General features: G+C 70.3%; 15 protein-coding genes and 1 riboswitch. Of the genes, 8 read left to right on the top strand and 7 right to left on the bottom strand.

The features are described 5' to 3' along the window. Window positions 1-2 precede the first annotated feature (2 nt). The 6 genes from GH2_RS03695 to GH2_RS03670 all read left to right on the top strand — a co-directional run bounded on the left by GH2_RS03695 (window position 3) and on the right by GH2_RS03670 (window position 10,199). Entirely contained in the window at window positions 3-1,574 is a 1,572-nt protein-coding gene (locus tag GH2_RS03695; protein WP_066163358.1) for an adenylate/guanylate cyclase domain-containing protein, read from the top strand. Window positions 1,575-1,802: 228 nt separating this feature from the next. Continuing rightward, window positions 1,803-3,329, top strand: coding sequence for a formate-dependent phosphoribosylglycinamide formyltransferase (gene purT / locus GH2_RS03690; RefSeq protein ID WP_066164226.1), 1,527 nt, complete (start codon window positions 1,803-1,805; stop codon window positions 3,327-3,329). A 107-nt stretch (window positions 3,330-3,436) separates the two neighbouring features. Next, window positions 3,437-3,630, top strand: a riboswitch (cobalamin riboswitch). A 22-nt stretch (window positions 3,631-3,652) separates the two neighbouring features. Further along, window positions 3,653-7,255 (top strand): cobaltochelatase subunit CobN, encoded by a 3,603-nt coding sequence (gene cobN, locus GH2_RS03685; protein WP_066163356.1) that lies wholly within the window; start codon window positions 3,653-3,655, stop codon window positions 7,253-7,255. Next, on the top strand, window positions 7,248-8,033 hold the full coding sequence (gene cobF, locus GH2_RS03680) for a precorrin-6A synthase (deacetylating) (protein ID WP_066163355.1): 786 nt from the start codon (window positions 7,248-7,250) through the stop codon (window positions 8,031-8,033). The genes cobN and cobF overlap by 8 nt, the downstream gene beginning before the upstream one ends. A 1-nt stretch (window position 8,034) precedes the next feature. After that, window positions 8,035-9,471: a cobyric acid synthase gene (locus GH2_RS03675; protein WP_066163353.1), complete on the top strand. Its 1,437-nt coding sequence runs from the start codon at window positions 8,035-8,037 to the stop codon at window positions 9,469-9,471. After that, window positions 9,468-10,199, top strand: a complete 732-nt coding sequence (locus tag GH2_RS03670) for a cobalt-precorrin-6A reductase (protein WP_066163352.1) — start codon at window positions 9,468-9,470, stop codon at window positions 10,197-10,199. The genes GH2_RS03675 and GH2_RS03670 overlap by 4 nt, the downstream gene beginning before the upstream one ends. A gap of 10 nt (window positions 10,200-10,209) precedes the next feature. On the opposite strand, the gene GH2_RS03665 is transcribed toward GH2_RS03670, so the two are convergent. Genes GH2_RS03665 through GH2_RS03640 form a run of 6 tightly spaced genes read right to left on the bottom strand, consistent with a single transcriptional unit; the run spans window position 10,210 to window position 12,767 of the window. Beyond that, complete coding sequence (locus GH2_RS03665; RefSeq protein ID WP_066163351.1) at window positions 10,210-10,767, bottom strand: hypothetical protein; 558 nt, start codon at window positions 10,765-10,767, stop codon at window positions 10,210-10,212. Next, the gene (locus GH2_RS03660) at window positions 10,764-11,336 is read right to left on the bottom strand and encodes an Asp23/Gls24 family envelope stress response protein (RefSeq protein ID WP_066163349.1); all 573 of its coding nucleotides are present in this window, start codon (window positions 11,334-11,336) and stop codon (window positions 10,764-10,766) included. The genes GH2_RS03665 and GH2_RS03660 overlap by 4 nt, the downstream gene beginning before the upstream one ends. Continuing rightward, window positions 11,333-11,770, bottom strand: coding sequence for an Asp23/Gls24 family envelope stress response protein (locus GH2_RS03655; RefSeq protein WP_066163347.1), 438 nt, complete (start codon window positions 11,768-11,770; stop codon window positions 11,333-11,335). The genes GH2_RS03660 and GH2_RS03655 overlap by 4 nt, the downstream gene beginning before the upstream one ends. After that, the gene (locus GH2_RS03650; protein WP_066163343.1) at window positions 11,763-11,945 is read right to left on the bottom strand and encodes a hypothetical protein; all 183 of its coding nucleotides are present in this window, start codon (window positions 11,943-11,945) and stop codon (window positions 11,763-11,765) included. Before GH2_RS03650 ends, GH2_RS03655 begins: the two co-directional genes overlap by 8 nt. Then, a complete protein-coding gene (locus GH2_RS03645; RefSeq protein WP_066163341.1) occupies window positions 11,938-12,276 on the bottom strand; it encodes an Asp23/Gls24 family envelope stress response protein in 339 nt (112 codons plus the stop codon). Before GH2_RS03645 ends, GH2_RS03650 begins: the two co-directional genes overlap by 8 nt. Next, complete coding sequence (locus GH2_RS03640) at window positions 12,276-12,767, bottom strand: Asp23/Gls24 family envelope stress response protein (RefSeq protein ID WP_066163338.1); 492 nt, start codon at window positions 12,765-12,767, stop codon at window positions 12,276-12,278. The genes GH2_RS03645 and GH2_RS03640 overlap by 1 nt, the downstream gene beginning before the upstream one ends. A 94-nt stretch (window positions 12,768-12,861) precedes the next feature. On the opposite strand from GH2_RS03640, the gene GH2_RS03635 reads away from it, so the two are divergent. Together GH2_RS03635 and GH2_RS03630 are read left to right on the top strand one after the other, a co-directional pair. After that, window positions 12,862-13,503, top strand: a complete 642-nt coding sequence (locus GH2_RS03635; RefSeq protein WP_066163336.1) for an RNA polymerase sigma factor — start codon at window positions 12,862-12,864, stop codon at window positions 13,501-13,503. After that, a complete protein-coding gene (locus tag GH2_RS03630; protein WP_066163335.1) occupies window positions 13,500-13,958 on the top strand; it encodes a hypothetical protein in 459 nt (152 codons plus the stop codon). Before GH2_RS03635 ends, GH2_RS03630 begins: the two co-directional genes overlap by 4 nt. A gap of 10 nt (window positions 13,959-13,968) precedes the next feature. On the opposite strand, the gene GH2_RS03625 is transcribed toward GH2_RS03630, so the two are convergent. Further along, window positions 13,969-15,315 (bottom strand): cobyrinic acid a,c-diamide synthase CobB, encoded by a 1,347-nt coding sequence (locus GH2_RS03625; protein WP_084247283.1) that lies wholly within the window; start codon window positions 15,313-15,315, stop codon window positions 13,969-13,971. Between the last annotated feature and the right edge of the window lie 412 nt (window positions 15,316-15,727).

Here is a 15,727-nt window from a genome sequence, read left to right as displayed (position 1 = left end):
ACATGAGCCGTAGTCGGGGTTTGAGCCGTGACTACGGCTCATTGCTGTTGGGGCGAGTGGACGAAGGCGGCCGGAAGCAGCGGATCCGTATTCAGTTGCTGATGACGTCGACCATCGTCATCGCGCAGGTGATCGGCATCGTCATCGCGATCGCATTAGCGACCGTCGGCATCCCCGACCCGTCGTTTCTGCGAAGAGACCTGATCTGGGTCAACTTCGTCGCGATCCCGATCTACATCGTCGGTGCGCTGTTGATCGGCGTGCTGGTCGGGACCATCATGACGGTCCGATCGCTGCGCTGGTCCATCGACGACAGGGTGCCGACCCGTCAGGATGTGAAACGGACGGTGTGGGCGCGCCGCCGCCTGACCGCGCTGCAGGGGCTGCTCTGGGTGGGAGCGGCCGTGCTCATCGGCGTCTGGTACGGCGTCGTCGACGCCCATCTGATCGTCAAAGCCGTGCTCATCGTGCTGATGAGCGGGCTGGTGGTCATCGCCATCGTCAACCTGTTCCTGGACGTGCTGCTGCGGCCGGTCTACGCGAAGATCGTGCAGGCCGATTTTCAGGTGCGGGCGAGCACCGTCCGGTCGCGGGCGGTCAACGCCTGGCTGATCGGGACCGGTGTGCCGCTCAGCGGCATCTTCATTCTCACCCTGTTCGCCGCGCTCGGGCAGTCGGTCTCGGTGACGAGCTTCTTCATCTCGGTCACCGTTCTCGTCCTGGTCGCGACGGGCGTCGGCCTGCTCACGATGTTCCTGTTCGCGTGGGACGTCACCGGACCCATCCAGAACGTGCAGACCGGGATGGCGAAGGTGCGCGGCGGCGACGTCAGCGACGACGTCGACCTCGTGGTGTACGACGCGTCCGAGCTCGGCGAACTGCAGCTCGGCTTCAACGCCATGGTGTCCGGGCTACGCGAGCAGGAGCGGATGCGCGACATCTTCGGCCGCCACGTGGGGCGCGACGTGGCCGCGGCCGCGTTGCGCCGGGATCCCGAACTCGGGGGTGCGGAGCGCACGGTCGCGGTGATCTTCGTCGACGTCATCGGTTCGACGACGCTCGCCACCCAGCGCACGCCGACCGAGGTCGTCGAGGTGCTCAACCGGTTCTTCCAGGTCATCGTCGAGGCCGTGGAAGCCCACCGCGGGCTGGTCAACAAGTTCGAGGGCGACGCGGTCCTGGCGATCTTCGGCGCCCCGCTGGAACTCGACGACTCCGCAGGCGCGGCATTGCGCGCGGCGCGGGAGATCGCCGACCGGCTGACCGTCGAGGTCCCGGAGCTGAAGGCCGGGATCGGTGTCAGCTACGGCACCGTGGTCGCGGGCAACGTCGGCGCCATTCAGCGGTTCGAGTTCACGGTGATCGGCGATCCGGTGAACGAGAGTGCGCGGTTGTCGGAGGTCGCGAAGGAGGAGCCGCGCAAACCGTTCGCATCGGAGCGGGTAGTGGCGGCCGCGGACGAAGGGGAGGCGGCGCGCTGGCAGGTCCGCAGCGCCACGGTGCTGCGCGGCCGCACCGAGAGCACCCAGATCTTCACCCCGATCGGCGACTCGTCGCCCGAGAGCGATCAGTGAGCCGCCTGCGAGCGTCCCACGTTGGCGGAGTGCCGGCGGTCGCCTCCTACGTTGGTCGAGTGCCGCCTGCGAGCGGAGCGAGTCGGCGGTGTATCGAGACTGTCGTAAGTTCCGCTGGTTCGAAGGCCGCGCTCGACCAACCATGGATGCCGTCTCGAAGGCCGGCGTCGATAGCGCGTGCGGCGGAGCGCCGGTGCGATGCCCGGCGGTGTCCGTAGACTGTTCGGCATGGTGGCAAAGGTGATCGGGACTCCACTGAGTCCGACCGCGGTGAAGGTGTTGCTCCTCGGCTCCGGCGAACTCGGCAAGGAAGTCACGATTGCGTTGCAGCGCCTCGGTGTGGAGGTGATCGCCGTCGACCGGTACGCCGACGCGCCCGCCCATCAGGTGGCGCATCACGCCGAAGTCATCGACATGACCGATGCCGCGCAGGTGCGTTCGGTGATCGACAAGCACCGTCCGCATTACGTGTTGCCGGAGATCGAAGCCATCGCGACCGACGCTCTCGAAGAGGTGGAAGCGGAGGGGATCGCCGAGGTGATTCCGAGCGCGAAGGCGGTGTCGGCGACGCTGAACCGGGAACGGATCCGTCGGCTCGCCGACGAGGAGCTCGGGATCCCGACGTCGCCGTACCTGTTCGCCAGCTCCCTCGACGAGATGCGGACCGCCGTGGGCAGCATCGGCTTCCCGTGCGTGGTGAAGCCGGTGATGTCGTCGTCCGGCAAGGGCCAGTCGGTGCTGCACGGACCGGACGACGTGGACCCCGCGTGGGAGTACGCGCGCACCGGCGCCCGGGTGGACAACGAGCGGGTGATCGTCGAGGGATTCGTGGAGTTCGACTACGAGATCACCCTGCTCACCGTCCGTGCGGTGGATCCGGCGACGGGTGCGCTCGCCACCTACTTCTGCGACCCGATCGGGCATCGCCAGGTGGACGGCGATTACGTGGAGAGCTGGCAGCCGCAGCCGATGAGCCTGCCCGCCTACGATATCTCCCGCTCCATCGCCGCGCGCATCGTGAACGCGATGGGCGACGGCGAGCTCGGCGGCCGCGGAGTGTTCGGCGTCGAACTGTTCGTCAAGGGCGACGAGGTCTACTTCTCTGAGGTCAGCCCGCGCCCGCACGACACCGGGCTGGTGACCCTCGCCTCCCAGCGGCTGTCGGAGTTCGAGCTCCATGCGCGTGCGGTCCTCGGTCTGCCGGTCTCGACCGCCACCCGCGGGCCCGGGGCCTCGGCCGTGGTCTACGGCCAGCACGAGGACAAGGGCATCGCCTTCGCGGGCGTCGCCGACGCACTCGCCGACCCCGATGTGGATCTGCGCTTGTTCGGCAAGCCGGAGAGTTTCGCGCGACGACGCGTCGGCGTCGCCGTGGCGAGCGCTGCGACGATCGAGGAGGCCCGCAGAAAGGCGACGCACGCCGCCGGGTTGGTGAAGCCGCTGCGTGCCGATCACGCCGACGGCGGCGGGCCCACCGAGATCAAGCCGGTGCCGGATCCGGAGGCTTCGGACGCAGGCGACGCGCCGACCACGACGATCGAGGCGAGCCCGCAGATCGCTCGCCATCCGGAACAGGGTGTTCGACGTGACGCGCCGCCGATGCCGCGCCCGCCGATGCCGCCCGGTCCGCCGATGCGTCCGGGACCGATGGCTCGGCCTGGCCCGCGCGGCCCCGTCGGCCCGAGTGGACAGCGTCCCGCAGGCCCGCCGCCTCCGCGCCCGGGCTTCGCGCCCCCACCGCCGCCCCGCGGGTGACCACTGTCAGCTCTCCACCGTTGCTCAGGTCCCGCAGCGGGGCCCGATCAACGGCAGGAAGTGATCGGGCCGCACCAGCGGCCTCCGTGTTCGGTAGCCGCGTTTAGTACCCTTGACCCAGCCGTGGTGTACGGGAAGCCGGTCCGATGCCGGCGCGGCCCTCGCCACTGTAGCCGCAGAGAAACGGCGGTCCTCGCGTACGCACCTCGGTGCGTGCGGGCCACTGGACGCGAGTCCGGGAAGGCCGACCGCCCGCCGATGACGCGGAAGCCAGGAGACCGGCCGCGGCGTAATGGTTCCACGAGGGTTTTGGAGAACTCACCATGCGCGTTGCCCTGTTGTCGACGTCGGACACCGACCTGATCTCTGCGCGCGCCAGCGGCGCCGACTATCGATGGGCCAACCCGTCGCGCGCCACCGTCGCGCAACTCGGGGAGTATGCGGCCGAGGCCGACCTGACCGTCGTCCGCCTGCTCGGCTCTGTCCAGGAGTACGCCGAGGAACTCGACGCGATCCGCGCCGCGGGCAAGCCCGTCGTCGTCCTCGGCGGCGAGCAGACGCCCAACGCCGAACTGATGGCGGCGTCGACCGTTCCGTCCGGCGTGGCCGCCGACGCGCACCGCTACCTGGCCGAGGGCGGACCCGCCAATCTGCGGCAACTGCACGCCTTCCTCAGCGACACGGTGCTGCTGACCGGTGACGGTTTCGAACCGCCCGCCGTGATCCCCGCCTGGGGACACCTCGACCGTCCCGCCGTCGGCAGCAACGACGGCCCCCGCGTCGGCGTCCTCTACTACCGTGCGCACCACGCCAGCGGGAACACCGACTTCGTCCACGGTCTGTGCGATGCGATCGAGACCCGCGGCGGGTCCGCCGTCCCGATCTTCGCCGGATCGCTGCGCACCGCGTCCGACGACCTCTACGCCGAACTCGGCGGGCTCGACGCCGTCGTCGTCACCGTCCTCGCCGCAGGCGGAAGCACTCCCGCCGCAGCGAGTGCGGGGCAGGACGACGAAGCGTGGGACGTTGCGCGCATGGCGGCCCTCGACATCCCGGTGCTGCAGGGTCTGTGCCTGACCAGCAGCCGCGCCGATTGGGAGGCGTCCGACGACGGCGTGACACCGATGGACTACGCCAGCCAGATCGCGATCCCGGAGTTCGACGGCCGCATCATCACGGTCCCGTTCTCGTTCAAGGAGATCGACGAGGACGGGCTGCCGCACTACGTCGCCGACCCCGAACGCGCCGCGCGCGTGGCGGGGATCGCGGTGAACCACGCCCGTCTGCGGCGCACCGCGAACGCCGACAAGCGGATCGCCGTCATGCTCAGTGCCTACCCCACCAAGCACGCGCGGATCGGCAACGCCGTCGGCCTCGACACCCCGGTCAGTGCGGTGCGGGTGCTGCGCGAGATGCGCGCGCAGGGCTACGACCTCGGCGTCGACAATGATGTGGTGCGGATCCTCGACGAGGCGTCCGCCTCGGGCGACGACACCGCGGCGGGCGACGCCCTGATCCACGCGCTGATCGCGGCGGGCGGCCAGGACGAGGAGTGGCTGACGAATGCCCAGCTGACCGACGCGCACGTCCGGGTCGGCAAGGACGACTACGACGCGTGGACCGCGGATCTGCCGCAGCAGTTGCGCGAGGACATGGTCGCGGCGTGGGGGCCGTCGCCCGGTTCGCTGTTCGTCAACGACGCGGGCGAGATCGTCCTGGCGACCCTGCGCGCGGGCAACGTGGTGGTGATGATCCAGCCGCCGCGCGGATTCGGGGAGAACCCGGTGGCGATCTACCACGACCCGGACCTCACCCCGAGCCATCACTACCTCGCCGCCTACCGCTGGGTGGCGCACGGTTTCGGCGCGCACGCCGTGGTGCACCTGGGCAAACACGGGTCGATGGAATGGCTGCCCGGCAAGAACGCCGCGCTCTCGTCGGCGTGTGGGACCGACGCCGCGATCGCCGATCTGCCGCTGATCTACCCGTTCCTGGTCAACGATCCGGGGGAGGGCGCGCAGGCGAAGCGGCGTGCGCACGCGACGATCGTCGACCACCTGGTGCCGCCGATGGCGCGGGCCGAATCGTACGGCGACATCGCCCGCCTCGAGGGGCTCCTCGAGGAGTACGACCGCATCAACGCGATGGACCCGGGCAAGCTCGCCGCGATCCGCGGCGAGATCTGGCAGCTGATGCACGCCGCCGAGATGCACCGCGACCTGGGGCTCGACGAGCGCCCCGACGACGCCGCCTTCGACGACTTCCTGCTGCACGTCGACGGCTGGCTGTGCGAGATCAAGGACGCGCAGATCCGCGACGGCCTGCACATTCTGGGACAGGCGCCCGACGGCGAGGCGCGGGTGAACCTGGTGCTCGCGATCCTGCGCGCCTCCCAGATCTGGGGCGGACAGCGCGGCGCGGTCCCCGGGCTGCGGACCGCGCTCGCGGGCGGCGACGTCGCCGATCTGCCGCTGCCGGAGATCGACCGACTGGAGGCGCAGGCACGCACGCTGATCGAGGCGATGGAGGCCGGCGGCTGGAACGTCGACGACGCCACCCGCCTGCACGACGATCCGCAGGTGCAGGCGGTACTCGAGTTCGCGGCCACCCAGGTGGTGCCGCGCCTGGCGGGCACCACCGACGAGCTCGGCGCGCTGCTCCATGCACTGGACGGCGGATTCATACCCGCGGGCCCGTCGGGATCGCCGCTGCGCGGACTGGTGAACGTGCTGCCGACCGGCCGCAACTTCTACACCGTCGATCCGCGGGCCGTTCCGTCGCGCCTGGCATGGGAGACCGGTCAGTCGATGGCCGACTCGCTGATCAAGCGTTACCTGGACGATGAGGGCGAATACCCGGACTCGGTGGGCCTCTCGGTGTGGGGCACGTCGGCCATGCGCACCGCGGGCGACGACATCGCCGAAGTGCTTGCGCTGCTGGGTGTCCGACCGGAGTGGGACGAGGCGTCGCGCCGCATTCGCGACCTGGTCGTGGTATCGCTCGACGAACTGGGCCGCCCGCGCATCGATGTCACGGTGCGGATCTCCGGCTTCTTCCGCGACGCGTTCCCGCACGTGGTCGCCATGCTCGACGACGCCGTCCGCATGGTCGCCGACCTCGACGAGCCGGTGGAGCAGAACTTCGTCCGCAAGCACGCGCTCGCGGACCTCGCCGAGCACGGCGACCAGCGGCGCGCCACCACCCGCATCTTCGGTTCCAAACCGGGCTCGTACGGCGCAGGCATCCTGCAGGCGGTCGAGGCGGGATCCTGGCGCGACGACAACGACCTCGCCGAGGTCTACACGGCGTGGGGCGGCTTCGCCTACGGCCGCGACCTCGACGGGGTGCCCGCGACCGACGACATGCGCGCCAATTACCGGCGCATCCGGGTGGCCGCCAAGAACATCGACACCCGTGAGCACGACATCGCCGACAGCGACGACTACTTCCAGTACCACGGCGGCATGATCGCCACGGTGCGCGCGCTGACCGGCAGCAATCCGAAGGCGTACGTCGGCGACTCCACCTCGCCCGACGCCGTCCGCACGCGGACGCTGCAGGAGGAGACCAACCGCGTCTTCCGCGCCCGCGTGGTGAACCCACGCTGGATCACCGCGATGCAGCGCCACGGCTACAAGGGCGCCTTCGAACTCGCCGCGACCGTCGACTACCTCTTCGGATTCGACGCGACCGCGGGCGTGGTCCACGACTGGATGTACGAGTCGCTGGCCCGCGAGTACGTGCTCGACGAGACCAACCAGGCGTTCCTGAAGAAGTCGAATCCGTGGGCGCTGCGCGGGATCGTCGAACGGCTGCACGAGGCGTCGTCGCGCGGACTGTGGGAGTCGCCGGATCCGGACACCCTCGCCCAGATGCAGCAGGTGTACCTGGACGTGGAGGGGGATCTCGAGGACGACGATGAGTGATCGGCCGGCGGATCGGCGTCGTCTGCGGATCATCGGGGTCGGGCCGGGCGACCCGGACCAGGTCACCGTCGAGGCGATCGCGGCGATGCGATCCGTCGATTTCTTCCTGATCGTCGACAAGTCCGGCGTCAGCACCGACGGGCCCGATCCGCTGGTCGCGGCCCGCGAACGTCTGCTGGCCCGGCACCTGGACGAGCCGCCGACGCTGGTGCGGGTGAGCGACGCCTCGCGGGAGCGGCGCGCGCAGTTCACCGGCACCGACGAGCAGTACCGCGCGGCGGTCCGTGCATGGCATGAGGCGCGCGTCGACAAATACCTCGACGCCCTCGCCGAGCATGCGGGCGACGTCGGGTTCCTGGTGTGGGGCGATCCCGCGTTCTACGACTCGACCATCCGCATCGTCGACCAGATCGCGGAGCGGACCGACGTTCAGGTGGACGTGATCCCGGGGATCTCCGCGCTGCAACTCCTCGCCGCTCGACATCGGCTGGTGCTGCACGGCGTGGGACGACCGCTGCACGTCACCACCGGCCGCGCACTCGCTGAGGCGGTCGACGGCGGGGCCGACAACATCGTCGTCATGCTCAACCGCGACGTCGCCCTGCGCGGGCTCGACGACTGGTGGATCTGGTGGGGCGGCAACCTGGGCACCGCGGACGAGATCCTGGTGGCCGGACGGGTCGGCGACGTCCGCGCCGAGATCGCAAACGCGCGCGGGACGCTGCGGGAGAAGGCCGGCTGGATGATGGACGTCTTCCTGCTCCGGAAGGACGCTTGACGTGGCGGCACTGCTGATCGCGGGCACTACCTCGGATGCGGGGAAATCGGTGGTCACCACCGGCCTGTGCCGGGCGTTCGCGCGCCGCGGGCTGCGGGTGGCGCCGTACAAGGCGCAGAACATGTCGAACAACTCGATGGTGGTGCCGCTGCAGGCGGACGAATCTGGGACGCACGAGTTCGGGGAGATCGGGCGCGCCCAGTGGAGTCAGGCGCTCGCGGCGCGGGCGGTCCCCGAGGTCGCGATGAACCCCGTCCTCCTGAAGCCGGGCGGCGACCGGCGCAGTCACGTGGTCCGTATGGGTCGGCCCGACGGTGAGGTGTCCTCGCGCGACTTCGTCGACGGCCGACGGCATTTGGCCGCCACCGCGTTCGCCGCCTTCGACGATCTCGTGAGCCGCTACGACATCGTGCTCGCCGAGGGGGCGGGCAGTCCCGCCGAGATCAACCTCCGCGCAGGCGACTATGTGAACATGGGGCTGGCGCAGCACGGCGACGTGCCGACGGTGGTTGTGGGCGACATCGATCGCGGCGGCTGGTTCGCGGCCAGTTACGGGACCCTGACATTGCTCGACGACGCCGACCAGCGTCTGGTGAAAGGCTTCATCGCCAACAAGTTCCGCGGCGATGTGAGCCTGCTGCAGCCCGGGTTGGACGACTTGCAGCAGCGGACCTCGCGTCCCACGTTCGGGGTACTGCCGTGGCACCCGGACCTGTGGCTCGACTCCGAGGACGCGCTGGATCTGGAAGGACGGCGCACCCGAAGCGACGGAGCCAAGGTCGTCGCCGTGGTGCGGCTGCCGCGGATCAGCAACCTGACCGACGTCGACGCACTCGGTCTGGAACCGGAGTTGGACGTCCGGTTCGTCACCGACGCCGCACGAATCGCCGAAGCCGATCTGGTGGTGCTCCCCGGCACGCGCGCCACCCTCGCCGACCTGCAGTGGATGCGCAACCGCGGACTCGATCGCGCAGTGATCGCGCATGCGCGATCCGGACGACCGGTGCTCGGGATCTGCGGCGGCTGCCAGATGCTGGGGCAGACCATCGCCGATCCGGACGGGACCGAAGGGGATGCGGGCGCTCGCGTCGCAGGCCTCGGACTGCTCGACGTCGACACGGTCTTCGGCGCCGACAAGACACTGCGACTCAATCACCCCGCGGGCTACGAGATCCATCACGGGACCGTCGCCGCCCGGGATGGGTCGACGCGACGCGACGGGTGGATCGACGGCAGCGTCGACGCAGTTGTGGGGACCATGGTGCACGGCGCTCTGGAGGACGACGACCTCCGCGCGGCCTACCTCGCCGCGGCCCTGGGTATCGGTTCGACGGCGTCGTTTCCGGCGGCCCGCGAACGCCGGCTGGATCTGCTCGGCGACCTCGTCGAGGACCATCTGGACGTGGAGGCCCTCCTGCAGATCGCCGGTGTGGCATGACGGTCCTGATTCTCGGCGGAACGGCCGAGGCCCGTGCGCTCGCCGCAGAACTGGTGGAACGCGGAGTCGCGGTGACGAGTTCGCTCGCCGGTCGCGTCCAGAATCCGCGGCTGCCGGTCGGTGAGGTCCGGATCGGCGGATTCGGCGGCGTCGACGGTCTGCGCGCGGCGCTGGTGGAGTACGACGCCGTCGTCGACGCGACCCATCCGTTCGCCGCGGGCATCACCCGCAATGCGGCGCAAGCCTGTGCGGCGGAAGGCAAACCGTTGCTGCGATTGGCTCGACCGGGGTGGGCGTCGGCGAGCACCCCGGCGTGGCACTGGGTCGATACGCACGAGGAGGCGGCGTCGACGGCCGCGCGCCTCGGGACGCGTCCGTTCCTGACGATCGGCAGGCAGGAACTGGCACGATTCGTGCCGGCCCTGGCGGACGCCGCGGCACTGGCGCGCGTCGTCGACGACCCCGACTTCACCCTCCCCGAGCGGTGGCAACTGCTGCTGCGCCGCGGCCCCTATGCGCTCGACGGGGAGCTGGCGTTGATGCGCGAGCACGCGACCGACGTGCTGGTCACGAAAGACTCCGGGGGCGCCTACACCTGGCCGAAGATGGCCGCGGCCGCACACCTGGGGATCCCGGTGGTCGTCGTCCGGCGGCCCGCCACGCCGGCGGGACTGGCAACGGTCGCCGAGGTCGCGGCCGCGCGCGACTGGGCGCTGCGCACCGGATGACGGGAGTCCGTCACTTCTCCAGACGGTCGAAATGCACCATCGCCTGCACGTGGACGTCGGTCCCGGCGAAGGCCTCACGGAGGCTTTCGATCGGGTCGGCGAGGATCGCGATGATCTCGTCGTACGACCGTTCGGGACGCGCTTCGACGACGATGCGGACGATCTTGGCGCCGCGGTCGTCGACCGCCTGCACGCGCACCTGTCGCAGCACCGTCTGACTGCTGAGCTTCTCCTCGACGGCGCGGGCCACCTCCTGCAACGGCACGGTCAACGTCCCCTCCGGGCCGCTGTCGGGCAGGGTCAGCACATCGGGGCGATGCGGTGCGACGGTGGTGCGGATCAGCCGCCACGCCCAGTACAGGGCCACCAGCACGACCGCCGCGATCACCGCGGTGAACCAGGTCGCGCCGGTGGTGTCGGCGACGGCGTCGGTGTCGATCCGGGAGACCCACCGCGACACCGGATCCACCGCGAACCGGGTCAGGACCACGGCGACGGCGATGACGACGCACAGCGCCCCGATCAGGGCGATCGAGAGCCGATGCAGGGCGGCGGCGCCACGGTTCATGAGCGGACTCCTCTCCTGATCTTGACACCGATCCGGTGGGCGACGGCGGCCGAACCGGCGGCCTCGCGGGCGCTCTGAGCGACTCGTTCGGAGTCGACGGGACCGGTGGCGGTCACCAACACTCGGATGCGTCGGCGGCCGACGACGGTCACGGCGTGACGGACGTCGGGCAGGTCGGAGACGGCGGCGCTGATTCGGCGCGCGACGTCGACCGGCCGCGTCCACACGATCGGGTGATCGGCCATCATCACATGGGTACGACGGCGGGGCTTCAGCGCCAGCCACAGTGTCCCGAGTCCGATCACGGCGCAGCCGATCGGCACCGCCCACATCCAGGTGGTCCACGTCTGCGTTCCGAGGGCGACGGCTGCCCGGTGAACCCAGGTGTCGCCGTCGATGACGCCCGCTTCGGCGAGCAGATCGCGCACCAGCAGCCCGCACCCGACCAGCAGCAGCACGGCGAGCAGTCCGCCTGCGACGGCGGCGCCCGGAAAGGCGACCGGACCGGCGGCGGGCTCGTCGGCGACGTCGCGGGTGGTCGGCGCGGGGTGGTCGTGCGGGGCGGTCATGAGTTCACCTCGGGGTCGGGCAACTCCACGAACGTGCGGCCGCCTGTCCGTCGGGACTCCGGAACCACGCGCGCGACGGCGACGTTGACGCGGAGCGGTCGGTTGCCCGTCAGCCGCTGCAGTTCGTCTCCGACGCGTGACCGCACGTCGCGACAGACGCGTGCGATCGGCGACGGCCACGCCACCGCCAGCGTCACGTCGACCACATGCGCGGCGCCGCCCGCGCTCGCCACGCGCGCACGCGGATAGGCGGCGCCGACAGTCGTGTCCCGACTGATCAGCGTGCCGAGGCGGGCGGCGCCGGACTCGTCGGTCCGCACCACCCCGTCCACGTCGAGTGCCGCGCCGAGGGCGATCTTCTCGAAGACGACGTCGTCGACCACCAGTCGTCCGGCGGGTCCGGTCCGGGTGGGACTCGCCGCCGACTCAGCCACGGCTGCCGCTGCGCACCAGAGCGCGCACGTCGATCGTGCCTTGGAGCTGGAGACCGACCAGCAGGCCGACCGCACCGAGACCGACGGCGAGCAGGAAGCCGCCGAACCCGCCCGTCGTCGCGGCCAAGGCCAGCAGCAGTCCCACCAGAACTCCGATCGTGGCCGGCTTATCCATCTGACTCTCCTTCGGTCAATTCCTGCGTCGGCTGCGGAACGGCAACGTCCTCGACCGTCACCGAGACCGGGACGCCGCACAGGTCCGCGGCGGCATCCGCGACCTGTGCGGCGACGGCTCGCAGGTCGTGTCGAAGGTCGACGACGATGTGGACCGACCCCTCGTCGTCGGAGAGCTGCACCCCGCTGACCCGTTCTCCGGGCAGGTAGGTCGCGACTTCTCCGAACAGTCCACCGTCGAGCCCGACGACACCCGGCACGGCCAACACGGCCTGCGCCACCTGCTTGGCCAGCGGCGCGTCGTCGCTGAGCCGGTTCTCGAGCGACGACATCACTGGACTCGCGGTTCCCCGGAGTCGACGTCGTCGTCGGAGAAGTGCACGTCGTGCACCGTCACGTTGACCTCGGTCACCTCCAGGCCCGTCATCTGCTCGATCGCGGTGATGACGTTCCGGCGGATGGCGCCGGCGAGTTGATGGATGGCGACGCCGAACTCGGCGACGATCGAGACGTCGACGGCCGCCTGGCGCTCACCGACTTCGACGGCGATGCCCTGGGTGACGCTCTGGCCGGTACCCGGGATCACGTCGCGAACCTTGCCGACGGCCCGCTCGGTGGTGCCGCCGAGGTCGTAGACGCCGTCGATCTCGCGAGCGGCGATGCCCGCGATCTTCGCGACCACCACGTCGGCGATCGACGTGGTGCCGTGCGGACCGTTCAGCGAGGTGCTGGAGTTCTTCGAGAGTTCGAGGTCTTTGCCCTTGGTGCTCGGCGTCGGCACAGTCTCAGTTCCGTTTCGCTCGGAGGTGGTCTGGTCAGTCATCGCAGGTCCCTTCTCGATCCCGTCGCGGCTCTCGGCGCGGGTATAAAGTCAGTCGCGACCGGGCGGTAAGTCTGCACACGATGACGGGGGTGACGTGTATCACATCGGGGTGGGCGGTGACGACGTCGGACTCGACGGGTTCACCGACGAAGAGTTGGCGGCGGCTGCGGCCGCAGGCGACCCGGAGGCGTTCGAGGTGCTGGTGACCCGCATGGCGCCGATCGTCCTCCGCTTTGTGCGGCGCATGGTCGGCGACGCGCAGACGGGTGAGGATCTGGCGCAGGAGACAGTGCTGGCGCTCTGGCGCGGCCTGCCCGAGTTCGCGTTCCGCAGCACCGTGCGGACCTGGGTCCTGGGCATCGCGCATCGCAAGGTGGTCGATCACTACCGCCGGCGGCGCGATGTCCCCGCGCCGGATACCAGGTTCGCCGATCTGGAGGCGCCGGAACCGCTGCCCGCGGAGGCCGCCGAACAGACGGCGTTGCGTGATGCCCTGCGCACCGAGTTGTCGCAGATGCAGGCGACCCCGCGTGCGGTCTGGTGGCTGCGCGAGGTCGAGGGATTGTCGTTGGCCGAGATCGCGACGGTTCTATCCCTCACCGACGGCTCGGTCCGCGGCCATCTGCAGCGAAGTCGTGCTTTTCTCACCACTCGCCTGGCACCGTGGAAACCGGGAGCGAGCGTGCACGCCGGTGAACCGAGCGCCGAACCACGATCAGAGAGGGGGCAGCGGTGACGCATCCGAATCCGAGCGACGAACCGACCGATGCCTGGCTGGTCGACGCCAGCCGGCGCCTCGACGAACCCTCCGGCGACGTCGCGCGACTGATCTCAGCGATCACGACCGGTCTGCCGCGGGTACGCCGACCGGGGCGGGAACTGGCGACCGACGATCACCGCGTCACCGTCAACGACCGGGTGGTGAGACAGCTGCTCGCCACCCGTGTGCGCGCCGGTGTGGGCCGCTTGGTGGTGCGCGTCGATCTGCACGGCGACGACGGGGTGTTGACCGGCGTCACCCTCGGTCTCATCGCGCGGTACCGCGACGATCTGCACGGGCGCGCCGACGCGGTGCGCGAGGCCGCCCGGACGGTCCTCGTCGACACCCTGGGGTCGTCGACCAGTGCGACCGCGTGCACCGACATCCATGTCCGCTGGCAGGACGTCTACACCCGGGAGTGGCTGAACTGAGGTCGGACGCTCAGCGGGCGCGCACCGCGGCCGCGAATCGGGCGGCCAGTTGCGGGTGCCCGGCCCAGTGCGTGTGCAGGTACGACGCGTGGAGCGTGGGGGAGGCGAAGCCGACCGGTTCCCGGTCGATGAACCACGCGGGCGTCGAACCGGTTCCGGGCGTCACTTGAGTCCGGTGGAACTCGTGCCCGCTGATGCGCTCGCCCGGTCGGGTCAGCAGTGTTCGCTCGGTTGCGACGGCTTCGGGATAGCGGAGGGTGAGTCGGGAGGTCATGCGGGCGTGTGCGTCGAGGACGCCGGCCATCGGACGGTCGTCGAGGGTGGCGCACAGGTAGAGCAGCCCGGCGCATTCGGCGACGGTGGGCAGCCCGTCGACGACGGCGTCGCGGATCTGCTGACGCAGTGCCGCGTTGTCGACCAACTCGGCAGCGTGCTCCTCGGGGAACCCGCCGCCGAGGTACAGGCCGGCGGTGCCGTCGGGCAGACGCTGGTCGTGGGCGGGATCGAAGGTGACGATGTCGCAGCCCGCGGCCTCCAGCAGTTCGAGGGTTTCGGCGTACCGGAACGTGAACGCACGGCCCGCGGCCACCGCGACCACGGGTCGTCGACCGGGCTCGGCGACGGCCGCGTCGCCCAGGGCCGTCGCGGGATTCCACGGTTCGCCGTCGAGGTCGGCCGCACCCCGGGCGATGTCCAGGACGGCATCGAGATCGACGTGCTCGGCGACGACGTCGGCCAGCCGGGCGACCACGGCGGCGGACTCGCCGCGTTCGGCCGCAGTCACCAGCCCGAGGTGGCGGGACGGGGTGGCGAGGTCGGGGTCGCGCGGGATCTCACCGAGGACGGGCAGTCCGACGGCGTCGCGGATCTCGGCGACCTGACGGGCCGAGCCGACGCGGTTCAGGATCACGCCGGCGACGCCGACCCCCGGATCCCAGGTCGCCATCCCGTGCACGATCGCGCCGATCGACCGTGACGCGCGCCCGACGTCGACCACCAGGATCACCGGTGTCCGCGTCACCGTCGCCACATGCGCCGATGATGCGAACCCCTGCGTGCCGAGGCGGCCGTCGAACAACCCCATCACGCCTTCGATCACGGCGATGTCGGCGCCGCGCGCGCCGTGCTGCAGCAGGGGGACGACGAGGTCCTCGCCGACCAGATGCGGGTCGAGGTTGCGCCCGGGGCGACCGCACGCCAACGCGTGGTAGCCGGGGTCGATGTAGTCGGGCCCGACCTTGTGCCCGCTGACCCGATGACCGGCCGCCCGCAGGGCCGCCATGAGCCCGGTCGCGACCGTCGTCTTACCCTGCCCGGTGCCGGGTGCGGCGAGCAGAACGCGCGGGAGTGACGTCATAGCTCAGGCCCCATCAGTCGAGCGCCGCGCGGGAGCGATGGAGTGCGCCCCACGTTGGTCGAGTGCCGCGTGGGAGCGTAGGAGTCCTCCCCACGTTGGTCGAGTGCCGCGCGGGAGCGTAGCGAGTGCGTGGTGTATCGAGACCGCGGTGTGCTGGGTCGTGGTGTGTGGCGGTCTCGATACTCGTCGTTGCTCGCAAGCTCGCAGCGTCGAACTCGACCAGCGTAGAGGGAGCCTTCTCCACGTTGGTCGAGTGCCGCGTGGGAGCGTAGCGAGTGCGTGGTGTATCGAGACCGCGGTGTGCTGGGTCGTGTGGTGTGGTTGGTCTCGATACTCGTCGTTGCTCGCAGGCTCGCAGCGTCGAACTCGACCAGCGTAGAGGGAGCCTTCTCCACGTTGGTCGAGTGCCGCG

This window comes from Gordonia hydrophobica NBRC 16057 (assembly GCF_001592365.1).
GTDB classification, from domain to species: domain Bacteria; phylum Actinomycetota; class Actinomycetes; order Mycobacteriales; family Mycobacteriaceae; genus Gordonia; species Gordonia hydrophobica.
The sequence above is the reverse complement of the archived record's forward strand: the minus strand, read 5'-3'. Positions and strand labels throughout refer to the sequence as shown.